The 19,049-nt window shown below is 72.4% G+C and carries 17 protein-coding genes; 13 read left to right on the top strand and 4 right to left on the bottom strand.

The genetic code is table 11. From position 1 onward, the window contains the following. Positions 1-124 precede the first annotated feature (124 nt). From ACFUO4_RS07825 to ACFUO4_RS07775, 11 genes are all read left to right on the top strand, one after another. Positions 125-2,587: a SpoIIE family protein phosphatase gene (locus tag ACFUO4_RS07825; protein ID WP_383480937.1), complete on the top strand. Its 2,463-nt coding sequence runs from the start codon at positions 125-127 to the stop codon at positions 2,585-2,587. Positions 2,588-2,742: 155 nt separating this feature from the next. Beyond that, complete coding sequence (locus ACFUO4_RS07820; RefSeq protein WP_383480934.1) at positions 2,743-3,468, top strand: class I SAM-dependent methyltransferase; 726 nt, start codon at positions 2,743-2,745, stop codon at positions 3,466-3,468. Between the two features lie 83 nt (positions 3,469-3,551). Beyond that, positions 3,552-4,385, top strand: coding sequence for a M55 family metallopeptidase (locus tag ACFUO4_RS07815; protein ID WP_383480932.1), 834 nt, complete (start codon positions 3,552-3,554; stop codon positions 4,383-4,385). After that, positions 4,378-5,682 carry a M20/M25/M40 family metallo-hydrolase gene (locus tag ACFUO4_RS07810; protein WP_383480929.1) on the top strand — a complete coding sequence of 435 codons (1,305 nt, stop codon included), beginning with the start codon at positions 4,378-4,380 and terminating at the stop codon, positions 5,680-5,682. Before ACFUO4_RS07815 ends, ACFUO4_RS07810 begins: the two co-directional genes overlap by 8 nt. Positions 5,683-5,686: 4 nt before the next feature. Further along, positions 5,687-7,654, top strand: coding sequence for a prolyl oligopeptidase family serine peptidase (locus tag ACFUO4_RS07805; RefSeq protein ID WP_383480926.1), 1,968 nt, complete (start codon positions 5,687-5,689; stop codon positions 7,652-7,654). 37 nt (positions 7,655-7,691) lie between these two features. Continuing rightward, positions 7,692-8,615, top strand: a complete 924-nt coding sequence (locus tag ACFUO4_RS07800) for an LD-carboxypeptidase (protein ID WP_383480923.1) — start codon at positions 7,692-7,694, stop codon at positions 8,613-8,615. Positions 8,616-8,732: 117 nt separating this feature from the next. Continuing rightward, positions 8,733-10,472, top strand: a complete 1,740-nt coding sequence (locus ACFUO4_RS07795) for a CocE/NonD family hydrolase (RefSeq protein WP_383480920.1) — start codon at positions 8,733-8,735, stop codon at positions 10,470-10,472. 59 nt (positions 10,473-10,531) lie between these two features. Next, a complete protein-coding gene (locus ACFUO4_RS07790; protein WP_383480917.1) occupies positions 10,532-10,774 on the top strand; it encodes a LapA family protein in 243 nt (80 codons plus the stop codon). A gap of 19 nt (positions 10,775-10,793) precedes the next feature. Continuing rightward, on the top strand, positions 10,794-11,348 hold the full coding sequence (locus ACFUO4_RS07785; protein ID WP_079308517.1) for a GNAT family N-acetyltransferase: 555 nt from the start codon (positions 10,794-10,796) through the stop codon (positions 11,346-11,348). A gap of 8 nt (positions 11,349-11,356) precedes the next feature. Further along, positions 11,357-12,256 carry an arginase family protein gene (locus ACFUO4_RS07780; protein ID WP_079308553.1) on the top strand — a complete coding sequence of 300 codons (900 nt, stop codon included), beginning with the start codon at positions 11,357-11,359 and terminating at the stop codon, positions 12,254-12,256. A gap of 40 nt (positions 12,257-12,296) precedes the next feature. Further along, a complete protein-coding gene (locus ACFUO4_RS07775) occupies positions 12,297-14,207 on the top strand; it encodes a DUF5107 domain-containing protein (RefSeq protein ID WP_383480912.1) in 1,911 nt (636 codons plus the stop codon). A gap of 10 nt (positions 14,208-14,217) precedes the next feature. On the opposite strand, the gene ACFUO4_RS07770 is transcribed toward ACFUO4_RS07775, so the two are convergent. Next, entirely contained in the window at positions 14,218-14,565 is a 348-nt protein-coding gene (locus tag ACFUO4_RS07770) for a VOC family protein (protein ID WP_079308518.1), read from the bottom strand. A gap of 82 nt (positions 14,566-14,647) precedes the next feature. Continuing rightward, positions 14,648-15,196 (bottom strand): hemerythrin domain-containing protein, encoded by a 549-nt coding sequence (locus tag ACFUO4_RS07765; protein WP_383480909.1) that lies wholly within the window; start codon positions 15,194-15,196, stop codon positions 14,648-14,650. A gap of 126 nt (positions 15,197-15,322) precedes the next feature. On the opposite strand from ACFUO4_RS07765, the gene ACFUO4_RS07760 reads away from it, so the two are divergent. Both ACFUO4_RS07760 and ACFUO4_RS07755 read left to right on the top strand, forming a co-directional pair. Further along, positions 15,323-15,856 carry a phage holin family protein gene (locus ACFUO4_RS07760; RefSeq protein WP_383480906.1) on the top strand — a complete coding sequence of 178 codons (534 nt, stop codon included), beginning with the start codon at positions 15,323-15,325 and terminating at the stop codon, positions 15,854-15,856. Between the two features lie 6 nt (positions 15,857-15,862). Beyond that, entirely contained in the window at positions 15,863-16,891 is a 1,029-nt protein-coding gene (locus ACFUO4_RS07755; RefSeq protein ID WP_383480903.1) for an SDR family oxidoreductase, read from the top strand. Positions 16,892-16,915: 24 nt separating this feature from the next. On the opposite strand, the gene ACFUO4_RS07750 is transcribed toward ACFUO4_RS07755, so the two are convergent. Further along, on the bottom strand, positions 16,916-18,007 hold the full coding sequence (locus tag ACFUO4_RS07750; RefSeq protein WP_383480900.1) for an enolase C-terminal domain-like protein: 1,092 nt from the start codon (positions 18,005-18,007) through the stop codon (positions 16,916-16,918). A gap of 2 nt (positions 18,008-18,009) precedes the next feature. After that, positions 18,010-18,969: an LLM class F420-dependent oxidoreductase gene (locus ACFUO4_RS07745; RefSeq protein WP_079308554.1), complete on the bottom strand. Its 960-nt coding sequence runs from the start codon at positions 18,967-18,969 to the stop codon at positions 18,010-18,012. Positions 18,970-19,049 lie beyond the last annotated feature (80 nt).

The raw sequence follows: 19,049 nt of genomic DNA, 5'->3' as shown, positions 1-19,049 counted from the left end.
GGCGCACGGCATGCGATCAGGCGGGGTCAATTCCCGCATTGCCGCACATCACCACCGGACGCGGCCGTACGGTGGAACGGTCGGCACAGATCTTTGCGGAGCCGTGGGAGAGAGGGCCTGGGCCATGGACCGTGGCAGCGAGAGGGACACACCTCCCAGCCGCGGCGCTGAGAGCGGAGCGGTGGACAGCACCCCGGTCGGACGCATTCCGCTGGCCGTGGTCGTGGTGGACCGCGCCGGACTCGTGTCCCACTGGAGCCGAGGGGCGCGCCGCCTGTTCGGCGCCGCCAAGGAAGAGGCGATCGGGCGTGCCGCGGTCGATCTGCTGCCCGTCTCCGGAGCGCTGCCCGACGAGGAAGACACCGTGCCCTACGGGGCGTACGACGCCTACGACGGCCTCGGACCCGATCTGGAGTCCTCCCTCGGCGGCAGGCTCGCCTACCCGGCCGCGGGCCGCGCCCGGCTCACGGTCGCCGAGGGCCACCGGCGGGACGTGCTCTGGTGGGCGTACCCCCTGGTCGGACCCGGGGAAGAGCGGCTGCTGGTGCTGGCCGCCGACGCGGACGCCCTCAAGGCCGACGACCCCGATGACGAGATCGCCGTCGAGCGCATCGCCCCGGCCTTCGCGCTGCACACCGACTTCCCCGGCGCCGAGGAACTGGCCCGCAGGCTCCCCGAGATCCTGCCCAGCATGAGCGTCGACGAAGGTGCCCGGATCGTCTCCCAGGTACTGGAACTGGGCTATCCCGTCCTGGAGTTCAGCCAGAACGACCGGGTGCCGGTGACCCCCGACTGGGGCGTCCCGCGACGCGCCGAGCGCAGGGCCCGCCGGGAGCGGGCCGCGCGCGCCGCGGCCGAGGGTCTGGCGCTGCCCCAGGATCCCGCGGAGGAGGACGGCGAGGACCTCGAGTACGCCGCCGTACGCGAGCGTCTGGAGTTCCTCAACGAGGTCAGCGGCCGCATCGGCACCTCCCTCGACCTGTCGAAGACCATCATCGAGGTCAGCCGCGCCGTCGTCCCCCGCTTCACCGACGTCGCCGGCACGTATCTGCGGGAACAGGTCGTCGCCGGCGAGGGGTTCCCCGAGGGCGTGCCGGACACCACCACCCTGTGGCACCGGGTCGCCGTGGAGCACACCGACGAACCCGGCCGCTGGGACGACGTGGTGCCGGTCGGCGAGGCCATGCCGTTCCCCGCCCACACGCCGTTCTTCCAGTGCATGACCACCGGCGAACCCGTCCTCGTGCCCCGCATCAGCGAGGAGATGGGCCACGCCATCGCCGCGCAGTTCGAGAAGCGCGACATCCGGCCCCTGATCACCCACCGCTCGATGCTGGTCGTCCCGCTCAAGGCCCGCAATGTGGTCCTCGGCTTCATGATCCTGCTGCGGCACCCGGAGCGCGTCGAGTTCAACGACATGGACCGGGTCACCGGCGCCGAACTCGCCGCCCGCGCGGGCCTCGTGCTGGACAACGCGCGCATGTACACCTACCAGGAGAGCGTCGCCGAGACCCTCCAGGACAGCATGCTGCCGCACATCCCGCCGCGCATGGCGGGCTGCGACATCGCCACCCGCTATCTGCCGGGCACCCTCCTCGGCCGCGTCGGCGGCGACTGGTTCGACTCCGTGAAGCTGCCGGGCGCCCGCACCGCCCTCGTCGTCGGTGACGTCATGGGGCACGGCCTCAACTCCGCGGCGATGATGGGCCAGTTGCGGACGGCCGTGCAGACCATGGCCGCCATGGACCTGCCGCCCGCCCAGCTGCTGCGCAACCTCGACGACCTCGCCCAGCGCCTCGGCGACACCTACCTCGCGACCTGTCTGTACGCCGTGTACGACCCGATCGCCGGTGAGGTGCACATCGCCAACGCGGGCCACATCCCGCCGGTGATCGTGCACGCGGCGGACGGCCGCAGCGAGTTGCTCGACCTGCCGACCGGCGCGCCCATCGGCGTCGGCGGGGTGCCGTTCGAGGCGGTACGCGTGCGCGTGCGGCCCGGCGACCGGCTCGTGATGTGCACGGACGGACTGGTCGAGGTGCGCGGCGAGGACATCGGCGTGGGACTGGCCACGCTGTGCGAGTCCGCCGCCCACCCGGCCGCGTCCATGGACGAGGCCTGCGACACCATCATCCGCGCCCTCAACACCTGCGGCGGCCGCAAGGACGACGTCGCCCTGCTGATGGCCCGGCTCAACGGCATCGAGCCGGACGACGTGGCCGAGTGGCGGCTCGCCGTCGACCCGATCGAGGTCGGCCGGGCCCGCGCCGCCGTCCGGGAACAGCTGCACGAGTGGGGCCTCGGACGGCTGGCCGACACCACCGAACTCATGGTGAGCGAACTCGTCACCAACGCCGTACGGCACTCCCACAGCCGCCCCGTCGAGCTGCGGCTCGTGCGGGGCGAGACGCTGCTGTGCGAGGTGGACGACGACGACCACGAACTGCCCACCCTGCGCAACGCCGGTCCCGACGACGAGTTCGGGCGCGGCCTGCGCATCGTCAGCACGCTGGCGCGGGAGTGGGGCGCGAGCCGGACGAACGCCGGCAAGACCGTCTGGTTCGAACAGACCCTGCCGCGACGCTGACACTCTGCCGGGGCGCGCGGGGCGCCCGGGGGCGTGCACAGCTCGTACGAGGGGTGAAGGAATGCGCTCCGCGCTTGTAGCCGTAACCAGGGCGCGATAGACCGTACTGGCCCGTCACTCGCGACGGGTCGGCTACGCACCCTGGGGAGTTGGGCATGAGCGTGACGAGTCGGTACCGGGAGGCCTGGGAGGGCTTCTGGAGGGAGGCCCCCGAGGAGCAGGGGGCGGTGTTCTGGGACGCGGAGCCCGCGCTCACCGCCGGTCTCCATCTCGCCCTCTTCGAACCACGGTTGGCCGACCCCGGCCTGCCCATGGTCGACCTCGGCTGCGGCAACGGCACCCAGACCCGGTTCCTCGCCGACCGCTTCCCGCGCGTCCTCGGCGTCGACCTGTCCGAGGCGGCCGTCGAGCACGCCCGGCACGCCGACCCCGCGGGCCAGGCCGGCTACCGGGTGCTCGACGCCGCCGGGAAGGGCGAGGCGGAGTCACTGCACGCGGAGCTCGGCGACGCCAACGTCTATGTGCGGGGCGTACTGCACCAGTGCGAGCCCGACGACCGCCAGCCCTTCGTCGACGGGCTCGCCGCCCTCCTCGGCGAGCGCGGCCGGGCCTTCCTCGTCGAGCTCTCCGAGGCCGCCAAGCCGGTCCTGATGGGCCTGGCCCAGAGCCCCTCGGGCCCGCCGCCCAAGCTGGCGCCGGTCTTCCGGCACGGCATCGCGCCCGGCGAGGTCTCCGACGCCGCCGTCCCCGAGTATCTGAGCGCGGCCGGCCTCAGCGTCCTCGCGAGCGGCGAACTGCCGCTCACCACCACGGAGTACACCGCCGACGGCGTGCGCATCGAACTGCCGTCGAAGTGGCAGGTGGTGGGGCGTACGGCCTGAGGTGTGAGATTCACTGGTCTGTGCCGGTGAGGGTTTTCCACAGGGCTGCCGGGAGGCGCCGGAACCGCGTAGCGTGAGGCGGCATGAAGATCCTCATCAGCGCCGACATGGAGGGCGCCACCGGCGTGACCTGGCCGGCCGACGTGCTGCCGGGGACTCCGCAGTGGGAGCGGTGCCGCGCGATGTTCACCTCTGACGTGAACGCCGCGGTGCTGGGCTTCTTCGACGGCGGAGCCGACGAGGTGCTGATCAACGAGGCGCACTGGACCATGCGCAACCTGCTCCTGGAGCGCCTAGACGACCGCGCCGAGATGCTCACCGGGCGGCACAAGGCGCTGTCCATGGTGGAGGGCGTGCAGCACGGCGACGTGGACGGCATCGCCTTCGTCGGCTATCACGCGGGGGCCGGCATGGAGGGCGTCCTCGCGCACACGTACCTCGCCAACTCCATCACCGGGGTGTGGGTGAACGACGAGCGGGCCAGCGAAGGGCTCCTCAACGCGCGCGTGGTCGCCGAGTACGGGGTACCCGTCATCCTCGTCACCGGCGACGACGTGGCCTGTGAGGACGCGCTCGGGTACGCGCCGGAGGCGCTGAAGGTCGCGGTCAAGGACCATGTGTCGCGCTACGCCGCGGTGTGCCGGACACCGGCCAGGACCGCGGCCGACATCCGCGCGGCGGCGAAGGAGGCGGCGGCCCTGGCGGTACGTCACGAACCGTTCGACGCGGGGCCGTTCACGATCGCGCTCGAGTTCGACGCCGAGCACCTGGCGATGGCCGCGACCGTCGTGCCCGGTGTGCGGCGGATCGGCGAGCGGAAGGTGGCGTACACCAGCGCCACGATGTACGAGGGAATCCGCGCCTTCAAGGCGGTCACCACGATCGTCTCGGCCGCGGTGGAGGAGCAGTATGGCTGACGGGCAGGCGATGGACGAGGTCGTGACCTTCACGTCCGACCTCATCCGCATCGACACCACCAACCGGGGCGGGGGCGACTGCCAGGAGCGGCCCGCCGCCGAGTACGCGGCGGAGCGGTTGGCCGGGGCGGGCCTGGAGCCGGTGCTGCTGGAGCGCACCAGGGGCCGGACGAACGTCGTCGCCCGGATCGAGGGCACCGACCCGTCGGCGGACGCGCTGCTGCTGCACGGTCATCTGGACGTGGTGCCGGCCGAGGCCCGGGACTGGAGCGTGCACCCGTTCTCCGGGGAGATCCGCGACGGGGTCGTGTGGGGCCGGGGCGCGGTCGACATGAAGAACATGGACGCGATGATCCTCGCCGTGGTCCGGTCCTGGGCGCGGCAGGGCGTGCGGCCCCGGCGGGACGTCGTCGTCGCGTTCACCGCCGACGAGGAGGCCAGCGCCGAGGACGGCTCCGGCTTTCTCGCCGACCGGCACCCGGGGCTCTTCGAGGGCTGCACCGAGGGCGTCAGCGAGTCCGGGGCGTTCACGTTCCACGACGGCGCCGGGCGCCGGATCTACCCCATCGCGGCCGGTGAGCGGGGCACGGGCTGGCTGAAGCTCACCGCGCGCGGCCGCGCCGGGCACGGCTCCAAGGTGAACAAGGAGAACGCGGTCACCCGCCTGGCCGCCGCCGTCACCCGCATCGGCGAGCACGAGTGGCCGCTGCGGCTCACCCCGACCGTCCGGGCCGCCCTCACCGAACTCGCCGTCCTGTACGGCATCGAACCGGACCTGACCGACGTCGACACCCTGCTGGAGAAGCTGGGCCCGGCCGCCAAGCTCGTCGAGGCGACCGTCCGCAACAGCGCCAACCCGACCATGCTGGACGCCGGTTACAAGCTCAACGTGATTCCCGGGGAGGCCGTGGCGTACGTCGACGGACGCTATCTCCCAGGCGGCGAGGACGAGTTCCGCGCGACCCTTGACCTGCTGACCGGACCGGACGTGGAGTGGGAGTTCCACCACCGCGAGGTCGCGCTCCAGGCGCCGGTGGACTCACCGACGTACGCGGCGATGCGGGCGGCCGTCGAGGAGTTCGCGCCGGAGGGACATGTGGTGCCGTACTGCATGTCCGGCGGCACGGACGCCAAGCAGTTCTCGCGCCTCGGCATCACCGGCTACGGATTCGCGCCGCTGAAGCTCCCGGAGGGCTTCGACTACCAGGCGCTCTTCCACGGCGTGGACGAGCGGGTCCCGGTCGAGGCGCTGCACTTCGGCGTCCGCGTCCTCGACCGGTTCCTGCGGAGCGCCTAGGCACATGGGGGACGACGTGCAGACCTTGCCCTACGGTTCATGGCCCTCGCCCATCGACGCGGCCCTCGCCGCCGCGCACGACGGGCACCCCGAGTGGGTGGGCTTCGTCGGCGACGAGGCGTGGTGGACCGAGCCACGGCCCACCGAGGGCGGTCGGCGCACCCTGGTGCGGCGCCGCGCGGACGGCAGCGAGGAGCCGGTGCTCCCGGCGCCGTGGAACGTCCGCAGCAGGGTGATCGAATACGGCGGTCAGCCCTGGGCCGGGACCATGGGCGACGGCGGCCGGCCGCTCGTCGTCTTCGTGAACTTCGCCGATCAGCGCCTGTACCGGTACGAGCCCGGCGGCGACCCGCGTCCCCTGACCCCCGTCTCCCCGGTGGGCGGCGGCCTGCGCTGGGCGGACCCGGTGCTCCGCCCCGGCCTCGGTGAGGTGTGGTGCGTCCTGGAGGAGTTCACCGGCGACGGCCCCACCGACGTCCGCCGCGTCCTCGCCGCGGTGCCGCTGGACGGCTCGGCCGCCCAGGACCGGGACGCCGTCCGCGAACTGACCGACGCCCGGCACCGGTTCGTGACCGGACCGCGGATCTCCCCCGACGGGCGGCATGTGGCCTGGCTCGGCTGGGACCATCCGCGGATGCCGTGGGACGGCACGGAGCTGGTCCTCGCCTCGGTGGCCGACGACGGCGCCCTGCGCCAACCGCGTACGGTGGCCGGCGGCCCCGAGGAATCCATCGCCCAGGTCGACTGGGCGCACGACGGCGCCCTGCTGTACGCGAGCGACCGCACCGGCTGGTGGAACCTCTACCGCGACGGCGAGCCGGTGTGCCCGCGCGAGGAGGAGTTCGGCGGGCCGCTGTGGAAGCTGGGACAGCGCTGGTTCGCGCCGCTGGAGAGCGGTCTGATCGCCGTGGTGCACGGGCGGGGCGCCACCGCGCTCGGGGTGCTGGACCCGGAGACCGGGGAGGTCGTCGACGCGGCGGGCCCCTGGACGGAGTTCGCGTCCACCCTCGCGGTGCACGGCGAGCGGGTCGTCGGCGTCGGAGCCAGTCCGCGCAGCGCCCACGAGGTGGTGGAGCTGGACACCCGCACGGGCCGGGCGAGGGTGATCGGCGCCGCCCACGACGATTCCGTGGACCCGGCGTACTACCCCGAGCCGCAGATCCGCACCTTCACCGGGCCCGAGGGACGCGAGATCCACGCCCACGTCTACCCGCCCCACCACCCCGGCTGCGTCGCGCCGGGCGACGAGCTGCCGCCGTACGTGGTGTGGGCGCACGGCGGTCCGACGAGCCGGGCGCCTCTCGTCCTCGACCTGTCCATCGCCTACTTCACCTCCCGGGGCATCGGCGTCGCCGAGGTCAACTACGGCGGCTCGACCGGGCACGGCCGGGAGTACCGCAACCGGCTGCGCGAGCAGTGGGGCGTCGTCGACGTCGAGGACTGCGCCGCGGTCGCGCTCGCCCTCGCCGACGAGGGCACCGCCGACCGGGACCGGCTGGCGATCCGCGGCGGCAGCGCGGGCGGCTGGACCGCGGCCGCCTCGCTCACCGCGACCGACGTGTACGCCTGCGGGACGATCGTCTATCCCATCCTCGACCTGGCCGGCTGGGGTGAGGGGGAGACCCATGACTTCGAGTCGCAGTACCTGGAGACGCTCGTCGGGCCGCTCGCCGAGGTGCCCGCGCGGTACGCGGAGCGCTCGCCCACCGAGCACGCCGACCGGATCACCGCGCCCTTCCTGCTGCTCCAGGGGCTGGACGACGTGATCTGCCCGCCCGCCCAGTGCGAGCGGTTCCTCGCCCGGATGGAGGGGCGGCGGGTACCGCACGCGTACATCGCCTTCGAGGGGGAGGGGCACGGGTTCCGGCGGGCGGAGACCATGATCAGGGCCCTGGAGTCCGAACTCTCCCTGTATGCCCAGGTCTTCGTCCTCAACCCGCCCGGCATCCCGACTCTGGAGCTCGACAAGTGAACGAACTCGCCGGCATCCCGACCCTGGAGCTCAGCAAGTGAAAGAACTCGTCCGGCCGTCCAGACTCGCCCCCGGTGCCCGCGTCGCCGTCGTCGCGCCCAGCGGGCCCGTGCCCGAGGAGCGGCTGCAGGCCGGGCTCGACGTGCTGCGCGGCTGGGACCTCGACCCGGTGGTGGCTCCCCATGTGCTGGACCGGCACGACGAGTTCACCTACCTGGCGGGCACCGACGCGGAGCGGGCCGCCGATCTCCAGGCCGCCTGGTGCGATCCGGCCGTGGACGCGGTGCTGTGCGCCCGCGGCGGCTACGGCGTCCAGCGCATGATCGACCTGCTCGACTGGGACGCCATGAGGGCGGCCGGGCCGAAGGTCTTCGTCGGCTTCAGTGACATCACCGCCCTGCACGAGGCGTTCGCGAACCGGCTCGGCCTCGTCACCCTGCACGGGCCGATGGCCGCCGGGATCGACTTCATCAAGAACGCGCGGGCACAGGAGCATTTGAAAGCCACCCTCTTCGCACCGGAGACGGTCCGCACGATCGCCTCCGGCGGTACGGCTCTGGTCCCCGGCCGTGCGCGGGGCGTCACGCTCGGCGGCTGCCTCTGCCTGCTCGCCGCCGACCTGGGCACCCCGCACGCCCGGCCCTCCGCGCGGGGCGGGCTGCTGTGTCTGGAGGACGTGGGGGAGGAGACGTACCGCCTCGACCGCTATCTCACCCAACTCCTGCGCGCGGGCTGGCTCGACGGGGTGCGGGGGGTGCTGCTCGGGTCCTGGCAGGACTGCGATCCGTACGCGCAGGTGCGGGCCTTGCTCGTCGACCGGCTCGGCGGGCTCGGGGTGCCGGTCGTGGAGGAGTTCGGATTCGGGCACTGCGAAGGGGCGTTGACGATCCCGTTCGGGGTCACGGCCGAACTCGACGCCGACTCGGGCACGTTGATCCTGGCGGAGCCGGCCCTCCGCTGAATTTCTGTCAAGAAACACTCGTCCCGGTGATTGACCGCGCCTGACACGTGTCACACCATGACGTTCGGCCGGTACTTACCGGTCGGTAGGTCGGGTTGTCCTCAGCGTGGAGGTCTCGTGTCCCGTCGTGTGCTCGGCTACAGCGTCCCGCTCGCTCTCCTGCTAGGTGCCACACTCGCCACACCCGCCCAGGCCACCGGTCAGTACACCGTCACCGCCCTCAAGTTCACCGTTCAGGCCGGCGGCCGCGCGTGCACGATCGACGCCGACCTGTACCGGCCCACGGGCATCGACCGGGCACCCGCCGTGCTCGCCACCAACGGCTTCGGCGGCAGCAAGTCCGACGGTTCGACGGACGTGATCGGCAAGGCCTTCGCCGAACGCGGCTATGTCTCGCTCGTCTACTCCGGGCTCGGCTTCGGCAACTCCGGCTGCCTGATCTCCCTGGACGACCCGGACATCGACGGCACGGCGGCCTCCGGGCTCATCGACTTCCTCGCCGGGAAGCGGGCCGCCGACGACGGCACCAAGGCCGACTTCGTCACCCTCGACCGCAAGGGCGACCCGCGCGTCGGCATGATCGGCGGCTCCTACGGCGGCGCGATCCAGCTGGCGACGGCCGCCGTCGACCACCGCGTGGACGCGCTCGTGCCGATGATCACCTGGCACGACCTGGCGTACTCCCTGGACCCGAACAACGCCGCCCGCGAGGTGCCCGGCGCCTTCAAGTGGCAGTGGGCCAACGGCTTCTACCTCATCGGCGAGAGCCAGCCCCTGACCACGCCGAATCTCGACCCCTCCCGCATCAACTCCCTCGGCTGTCTGCACTTCGTCACCGACGCCTGCGACACCGTCCGCACCCTCAACTCCGGCAGCTACCCCGCCGCCGACACCGCCGAGCTGCTCGCCTACGCCCGCAGCGTCTCCCCGGTCAGCTACCTGAGCCGGGTGAAGGCGCCCACGCTCCTCGTCCAGGGACAGACCGACAGCCTCTTCAACCTGAACGAGGCGACAGCGACGTACAAGACACTCAAGGCGCAGGGCACGACCGCCAAGATGATCTGGCAGTCCTGGGGGCACAGCGGGGGCCAGGTCGCCGGTGAACTCGACCTGAGCCAGGGCAACCTGGAGTCCAGCTACGTCGGCAAGCGCGTCCTCGCCTGGTTCGACCGCTATCTGCGCAAGCAGAAGAACACCGACACCGGACCCGCGTTCGCCTACTACCGCGACTGGATCACCGACCCGAACGGCACCTACGCCACCGCCGGCAGCCTGCCCGTGCTCAGCCAGAAGCTGTACCTGTCCGGGGACGGCAAGCTCGTCGACAACCGCGACAAGGTGACGCGCGGCAGCCGGACGTACACCAACTGGCTCGTGCCGACCAGCCACTCCGAGAGCTCGCTGGCCGGGATCGTCGGGCTGCCCGACCCGGCGCCGTACGACACCGCCGGCACCTACCTCGGCTGGACCAGCGAACCGCTCGCCCGCGCCACCGACGTCGTGGGCGCGCCGAAGGCCACGCTGAAGGTCGTCTCGCCCAAGGCCGAGCGGACCCAGAACTCCGGGAACGCCGCCGACAAGCTGGTGCTGTTCGCCAAGCTGTACGACGTGGCGCCCGACGGCACCCAGACGCTGGTGCACCGGCTGGTCGCGCCGGTCCGGGTGCGCGACGTGACCCGGCGCTTCACCGTCACGCTGCCGGGGATCGTCCACCGGTACGAGCAGGGGCACCGGCTGCGGTTCGTGGTGGCGGCGAGCGACGACGCCTACTTCGGCAACCGGGGGATCAAGCCGGTGACCGTGGTGAGCGCGCCCGGCGACACCGGAGTGCTGGAGCTGCCCGTGGCCGGCGGCTGAGTCACCCGGTGGGCGGCGCCCGCCGGGCGGGGGACACCCTGCTGGCCCACGCTGGTCGCATGAGCCCGAAGACCTCCGCGAGCGGCGGCACCGCCGGCGGCAAGAGCAGCGCGGTGACGCCCGCGAGGATCGTCGTCCTGCTGCTCGCCGTCCTCGCCCTCATCTTCATCTTCGAGAACACCGGCGAGACCAGGATCAGACTGCTGATCCCCGAGGTCACCATGCCCCTGTGGACGGCACTGCTGGCCACGGGCGTCATCGGCGCCCTGTGCGGGGCGTATTTCATGAGGCGCAGAAGCTAGCCCGTCGTAGGGTGGCGGGATGCCGCACACCTCATCCGCTTTCCTCGCCGAGGGCCCCCGCGTGGGCATACGTCACATCACCTACGAGGACGGTCCGGAGTTCACCGCCCGGGCCAGGGAGAGCAAGGAACTGCATCAGCCGTGGCTGTTCCCGCCGGACAGCGCGGGCGGCTTCGCCGGCTTCGCGCAGCGGCTGATCGAGGACCCGACCAAGGTGGGGTTCCTCGTCTGTGAGAAGGACGGCGGGGCCATCGCCGGGTACATCAACATCAACAACATCGTCGAGGGCGCCTTCCTGAGCGGAGCGCTCGGGTACGGCGCCTTCGCCCATGCCGCCGGGCGGGGGCTGATGCGGGAGGGGCTCGGGCTCGTCGTGCGCTACGCCTTCGGCGGGATGCGGCTGCACCGGCTGGAGATCAACGTGCAGCCCGCCAACGCCGCCTCGATCGGCCTGGCCCGCTCCTGCGGCTTCCGCCTGGAGGGCTACTCGCCCGACATGCTCTACATCGACGGGGCCTGGCGGGACCACGAGCGGTGGGCCATCACCGCCGAGATGATCCGGAAGGCGAAGTGACGGCGACGATGCGTACCCGAGTGGTCCTGGACGCCCCCTCCAACCTCGGGCTGCGGCCGCCCGCGCCCGGTACCGTCCCCGGCTGCTACAAGCTGGCCGGTGCGCTGCGCGAGCAGCGGATCGTGCAGCGGCTGGGCGCCCTGGAGGGCGGCGTGGTCGTGCCGCCGCGCTACGACCGGGGCGACTGGCAGGAGGGCGACGGCGTCTTCAACGCGGCTGCCCTGGCCTCCTACACCGTGAAGCTCGCCGACCGCATCGAGCGGCATGTGCGGGCTGGGGAGTTCCCGGTGGTCCTCGGCGGCGACTGCTCCATCCAACTCGGCGCCTCCCTCGCGCTGCGCCGTCTGGGCCGCTACGGGCTGGTCGCGGTGGACGCCTCCGCCGACTTCCGGCACCCCGGCAACTCCGACCGGATCGGGGCGGCCGGAGGCGAGGAGGTGGCCCTCGGCACCGGGCGCGGACAGAACGACCTCACGAACCTGGAGGGCCTCAAGCCCTATCTGCGGGACGAGGACGTACGGCTCTTCGGCAACCGGGACGCGTTCGAGGACGACCGCGCCGAACTCGCCGCCCTCAAGATCCCCGTCGTCACCGTCGGCGACATCCGGGAGTGGGGCGCGCAGGCGCTGGCGCGGGCCACCGCCGAGGCCTTCGAGATTCCCGAACTGGAGGGTTTCTGGGTCCACTTGGACGCCGATGTCCTCGACCCGTCCGTGATGCCGGCGGTGGACAGCCCCGACCCGGACGGATTGCTGCCGGACGAACTCGTCGCCCTGCTGCGGCCGTTGCTCGCGTCCCCGCACTGCGTCGGCCTCAACGTCACCATCTACGACCCCGACCTGGACCCGGACGGCACTGCGGGCGCCCTCCTCGCCGACATCGTCGTGTCCGCCTTTGCCCAATCCTGACCGGTAGCGCCCCTGGTCAGCTCCCCGGCGAGCGGCTTCCATGGTGATCGTGACGACGATCCGACGTGACGTAGTGACGCTGCCCGCCGCGGAGCCGGGGCCCGACAACCCCCTGCCTCCGCTCCGGCCCCTCGACGAGCTGCACCGTGTCGAGGACCGGGAGGGCCTCCCGCGCGAGATGGCGCGGCAGATCGGGTACGAGCCGCTGCGCAGCCTGCTGCCCGTCCCGGTACGGGACGGCTACGAGCGGATGCGCGAGCCCCGCGCCCTCGACACGCTCGTCATCGAGAACGACCGGCTGCGGGTCACCGTGCTGCCGGGCCTCGGTGGCCGGATCGCCTCCCTCCTCCACAAGCCGTCCGGCCGCGAACTCCTGTACCGCAACCCGGTGTTCCAGCCCGCCGACTTCGCCCTCAACGGCGCCTGGTTCTCCGGCGGCATCGAATGGAACATCGGCGCCACCGGCCACACCACCCTCGCCTGCTCACCCCTGCACGCCGCCCGCGTCCCCGCCCCGGACGGCGGCGAGATGCTGCGGCTGTGGGAGTGGGAACGGCTCCGGGACCTGCCCTTCCAGGTCGACCTCTGGCTGCCGGAGGGCTCCGACTTCCTGTACGTCGGGGTCCGCGTCCGCAATCCGCACGAGAAGCCGGTGCCGACCTACTGGTGGTCCAACATCGCCGTACCGGAGGAACGCCGGGTCCTGGCGCCCGCGGACGAGGCCTATCACTTCGGGTACGAGCGCCGGCTGCGCCGGGTGCCGGTCCCGTCGTACGAGGAACTACGGCAGCACCCGTACGCGGCCGACTACTTCTACGACCTTCCCGACGGCCGGCGCCGCTGGATCGCCGCCCTCGACGACGAAGGGCACGGGCTGGTGCAGACGTCCACCGATGTGCTGCGCGGGCGCAAGCTGTTCATCTGGGGGGCCGGAAGGGGCGGGCGGCGCTGGCAGGAATGGCTGACCGAACCCGGTACCGGTGGCTACTGCGAGATCCAGGCGGGGCTCGCCCGCACCCAGTTGGAGCATGTGCGGCTGGAGGCGGAGAGCGAGGTGGCGTGGCTGGAGGCGTACGGGCCGTTGAGCTGTGCGCCCGAGGCCGGGGAAGTGGAGGCTCGGCTCGAAGCCGTGCTGCCGCGCGCCGACGTGGACGCCGCGTACGCCGCCTGGAAGCCGCACGCCGACACCGAACCCGGTGAGACCCTCGCCACCGGTTCCGGCTGGGGTGCGCTCGAAGTACTGCGCGCTGACTGGAAGTTGCCCGGCACGCCCTTCGACGAGAGCACCCTCGGCGAGGAGCAGGAGCCGTGGCTGCAGCTGCTCCGGGTCGGCGTGCTGCCCGAGCCGCGCCGGGTACGGCCGCCCGGCGGGACCCTGGTCGCCCCGCACTGGCGGGACATGCTGGAGACCGCGCCCGCCACCCCGCTCACCGAGTACCACCTCGGCATCGCCCAGTGGCACGCCGGGGACCGGGCGCAGGCGGTGCGCAGTTGGGAGCGGGCCCTCGAACTCGCGCCGTCCGTCTGGCCGTTGCTGCGCTGCCTCGCGGTGGCCGACCGGGAGATCGGCGACCACGAGCGGGCGGCCGGCCGGTACGCGGAGGCCTTCGACGACCTGTGCCGGGAGCGGCGCGACGCGGGCGAGCTATGGACCGCGGCCACGGCCGCGCTGGGCCGCGAGGCGATCGAGGCACTGCTCGCGGTGCGGCGCACGGCACAGGCGCGGACGGTGTGGGAACGGCTGCATCCCGCGACCCGCGAACGCGGCCGATTCCGGTTCGTCGAGGCCCAGTTGCTGTGCGCCGAGGGGAGGCGCGACGAGGCGCGGGCCGTGTTCGAGGAAGGCTTCGAGGTCGCGGATCTGCGGGAAGGGGCGGAGGCGGTAGGCCGGCTGTGGGAGCGGATCAGCGACGAACCGCTGCCGGCCCGCTACGACTTCCGCATGCGGTGACCAGGAGGCCTCAGACCCGACGGTCCACGTACTCGTACACCGCCCCGTCCGGATGCACCGCGATCAGATTGCGGCCCGCCGGAGTGCCCACCGGACCCGCGATCACACGCGCACCCAGCTCGGTCAGTACGGCGTGGGCTTCGTCGACGTCCTTGACCGCGATCGTCGCCGCGACCTTGCGCAGGATCTCCAACTCGGCCTCGGGGCCGCTCATCAGGAGGAAGCAGCCCACGGCGGCCACCTGGACACCGCCGCGCTCGAAGCGGAGCGCGGGGCCGCCCGCCAGCCGTTCGTAGAAGGGGACCGCGGTCTCCAGGTCGTCGACGCAGACGCGCAGCGTGGCTCCCAGAATGTCCATGCGGACGAGCCTAGTCGCGGCGGCCGGGGCGAGGAGATCGTTTCACCTGATCTCCTCGCCCCGGCCGCTCACCGGGCGTGGATCAGCCCATGGCCTTGCGAATGACGTCCCGGGTACGGTCGACGACGGCCGCGACGGGGCCCACCGCCACGTTCTTCAGCGCGGTGTCGGTCCCGGGGTGCGGGCGGGTCGGCGCCAGGGCCTCGGCCGCCTGCACGGCACGGGCCAGGTTCTCCAGCCTGTCGCGGTCGGCGACCTGGTTGAAGTGCGCGAACTCGTAGCGCTCCTCGTTGTCGGCGTGCGCCAGGACGTCCTGCCGCAGCGCCGCGAACTGATCGAGGAACTCGGGGGAGTCGGGGTCCATGTCGTCCAGGCGCGACAGCGCCCGCTTGGCCTGCTCCTCCTCCTCGATGCGGTCCTTGACGACGAGTTCACCGCCGTCGATGTGCTTGCGGGCGAAGGGATGGACGACCTCTTCCTCCGCGGTCTCGTGCACCGCGAGGAGCCGGACGAGATCATGGAAGGCGTGCTTCCGTTCGTCGCCCTTGGTGGCCGCCACCTCGTCGAGCAGTTCCCGTATCCGTGCGTGCTGCCCCTTGAGCAGCTCCACTACGTCGGTGTGCGCGGTCATCCTCTTCTCTTCCCTCCGATAGGGGACTGCGAGCCGGGCGGGTACCCGGCGCCCCGCCCCCTACCCGGCGGTAATCGGCCGTGACGGACCGCGTTATGCGTACGGGCGTGCGGGTACCCGGCGGCCATGGACCGCTTGGATCATCTTGAGCATCTGGACAAGCATCTCGTCGACGAGCTGGCGCAGGTCGCGCGCGAGACCGTGCGCGACGAACTGCGCGAACAGACCCGCAAGCAGCGCCGCAAGGCCATGCTGTACGCCGCGTCCGGCGCCGTCGCCCTGTACGCGGGCGCCGCCCTCGCCCTCACGCTCGGCCTGGTTCTCGCCCTCGGGCTGCCGGACTGGGCCGCCGCGCTGATCACCGCGGCGATCCTCGGAGCCGTCGCCTTCGTGCTGCGCGGCATGGCCCGGCCGTCCCACTCCCGGCACACCCCGAAGAGCGAGGCCGACCTCACCACGGGCCGCGACCGTGTCATGGGCGGTACGGCCCCCGGCGCGCCGCCCAGCGGACTCGGCATGCCGTATCCGCCGATGCCGCCCACAGCCCCCGGCGCGACCGGCGCCCCCGGCGCGGACACGCCCGCGGCCGGCATCCCCGGCAGCGGCGCGGCGCCGCGACCCGACGACATCGACCCCGAACAGCCGCACCACCGGGCGTGATGCGCGGTGAGCCGTCCTTGGAGCGCGCTCTCCCGGCACGGCAGGGCCGTGGTGGTGACCGGAGCCAGCGGCGGCGTGGGGCGGGCCACGGCCCTGGCCTTCGCCGCCCGGGGCGACCGGGTCGCCCTGCTGGCCCGGGGCCGCGAAGGTCTCGCCTCGGCGGCGGACGAGGTGCAGCGCGCCGGCGGTGAGGCGCTCGTCGTCCCCGTCGACATGTCCGACGCCAAGGCCGTCGACGACGCGGCGCAGAAGGTCGCCGACACGTTCGGCGGCATCGACGTCTGGGTCAACAACGCCTTCGCCGGGGTCTTCGCGCCGTTCACCCGGATCACCCCGGACGAGTTCCGGCGGGTGACCGAAGTGACGTACCTGGGCTGTGTGTTCGGCACCCGGGCCGCCCTGCGGCACATGCTGCCGCGCGACCGGGGGACCGTGGTGCAGGTCGGATCGGCACTCGCGTACCGCGGGATCCCGCTGCAGTCCGCCTACTGCGGCGCCAAGCACGCCATCCAGGGGTTCAACGAGTCGCTGCGCTGCGAGCTCTTGCACGCGGGCAGCGGCGTCCGTACGACGATGGTGCAGCTGCCCGCCGTCAACACCCCGCAGTTCGACTGGGTGCTGAGCCGCATGCCGGGACGGGCCCGACCGGTCGCGCCGGTGTACCAGCCGGAGGTGGCGGCCCGGGCGATCGTGCATGCCGCGTCCCATGGGCGGCGGCGGGAGTACTGGGTCGGCGGATCGACGGTGGCGACACTGCTCGCCAACGCGGTGGCGCCGGGGTTGCTGGACCGGTACCTGGCACGCAACGCGTTCGAGGCGCAGCAGGACGGGACGGCGGAGGGAGCGGTCGGCAACCTGTGGAGCCCGGCCGACGGTCCTCACGGGCGGGACTTCGGGGCGCACGGGCGGTTCGACGAGGAGTCGCTGCCGGGGAGTCCACAGGAATGGCTGTCCCGCAACCGCGGGCGGGCGGGTGCCGCGCTGCTGGTGGGAGCGGGCGTCCTGACCGCCCGGGCGGTGCGGCGGCGGGGTTAGGCGAGGGCCGGCCCCGTACGCCTCTCACGCCACCCTGAACTCCAGGGCCTCCTCGGCTCGTAGGGTCAGCCCGTGGCCGAGGCCCGTGGTGGGGTGGATCGTGCCGCCCGTCGGGTCCAGGGCGCCGTCGAAGAGCATGTCCTCGATGCGGACGTGGTCGTGGAACCACTCCATGTGGCGGAGATTGGGGAGGGAGGCGGCGGCCGCCGCATGGGCGTGCGGGGCGCAGTGGGTGGAGACCTCCAGGCCGTGGGCCTGGGCCAGGGCGGCCGCGCGGAGGAACTCCGTGAGGCCGCCGCAGCGGGTCGCGTCGATCTGGAGGCAGTCGACCGCGCCGGCGGCGATCATACGGGCGAAGTACGGGAGGTCGTAGCCGTACTCGCCCGCCGTCACGTCGCACACCAGCGCGTCCCGGACCAGCCGCAGCCCCGTCAGGTCGTCCGACGACACCGGCTCCTCGAACCAGCTCACGCCCAGCTCGGCCAGCTCCCCGCCGACACGCACCGCCTGCTTGCGGGTGTACGCGCCGTTCGCGTCGACATACAACTCGGCCTGGGCGCCGATCACTTGGCGGGCCGAGCGGACACGGGCGAGGTCGCGCCGGACCGAACGGCCCCAGCTCTCGCCGATCTTCAGCTTCACCCGCGGGATGTGCTGCCCGTGCACCCAGCCGCCCAACTGCGCGGCCAGATGCGAGTCGTCGTACGTCGTGAAGCCGCCGCTGCCGTAGACCGGGACCCGTTCGCGGACGGTGCCCAGGAGATGGGCGAGGGGGAGTTCGAGGAGGCGGGCCTTGAGGTCCCACAGGGCGATGTCCAGTGCCGAGATCGCGCAGGCGGCGATGCCCGGCCGGCCCGCGTTGCGGACCGATCGGCACATCGCCTCGTGCGTCGCGGGGATGTCCAGCGCGCTGCGGCCCTCGACCAGCGGGGCGAGCGTCTCGCGCAGGAAGTCGCCGACCGCCTGCGGGCCGTACGTCCAGCCCGTGCCGGTCGCGTCGCCCGCCGTCACCTCGGTGATCACGATCGTCGTGGACTCCCAGGCCAGCGTGCCGTCGGCCTCGGGCGCGTCGGTGGGCACGGTGTAGACCGACACCGCCGGACGGTGCAGCTTCATGGTCAGTCCTGCGTGAGCTGCGGCAGCACCTTCGTACGGTAGAAGTCGAAGAAGCCGCGCTGGTCGGGGCCGATCTGGTTGACGTAGATGCGGTCGAAGCCCGCGTCGGCGAAGGCGGACAGGGCCGCCACATGCTCGTCGACGTCGTCGCCGCACACCGCCTTGTCGCGCACCATGTCCTCGGTGACCAGGGTCTGCGCCTGCTCGAAGTGGCGCGGCGAGGGCAGCACCTGGGCCAGCTCACCGGGCAGGAACTGGTTGCCCCACAGCCGGTGCACGGTGCGCACCGCCTCGTCGCGGTCCGTGCCGTAGCAGACCTTCGTCCCGCCGCTCACGAGCTTCGCGCCCCCGCCGCCCTTGCGGAACTGCTCCACCATCGACGCCTCCGGCATCATCGTGATGTAGCCGTCGCCCACCCGGGCCGCGAGCGCGGTCGCCGCCGGGCCGAAGCCCGAGATGTCGATGGGCACGGGCTCGTCGGGGACGGTGTAGAGGCGGGCGTTCTCCACCGTGTAGTGGGTGCCGTGGTGGCTGACCTCCTCGCCGGTGAACAGCCGGCGCATGATCTGGATCGACTCCTCCAGCATCTCGAGCCGTACGCTCGCGGGCGGCCAGACATGGCCCAGGATGTGCTCGTTGAGCGCCTCGCCGCTGCCCACGCCGAGCCGGAAGCGGCCCTCGGTCATGACCGCCGTGGTCGCCGCGGCCTGGGCGATCACCGCGGGATGCGTGCGGACGGTCGGACAGGTCACCGCCGTCTCCACCGGCAGCGACACCGCCTCCGAGAGGGCGCCGAGCACCGACCAGACGAACGGGCTCTGCCCCTGCGCGTCGTTCCACGGGTGGTAGTGGTCGGAGATCCACAACGCGCGGAACCCGGCCTGTTCGGCCATGCGCGCCTGCTCGATCAGCTCCGCGGGACCGAACTCCTCGCAGGACAGGAAGTAGCCGTACTCGGGCATGGGGGACCTCCAAGGACAGTGGTACGACGGCACGCTCCGGGTACCCGGCGGCGACGGCGGAAACCGGCGGAGGTCGCACC

It is taken from the genome of Streptomyces sp. NPDC057280, from assembly GCF_042668605.1.
Classification (GTDB): Bacteria; Actinomycetota; Actinomycetes; order Streptomycetales; family Streptomycetaceae; genus Streptomyces.
The sequence above is the reverse complement of the archived record's forward strand: the minus strand, read 5'-3'. Positions and strand labels throughout refer to the sequence as shown.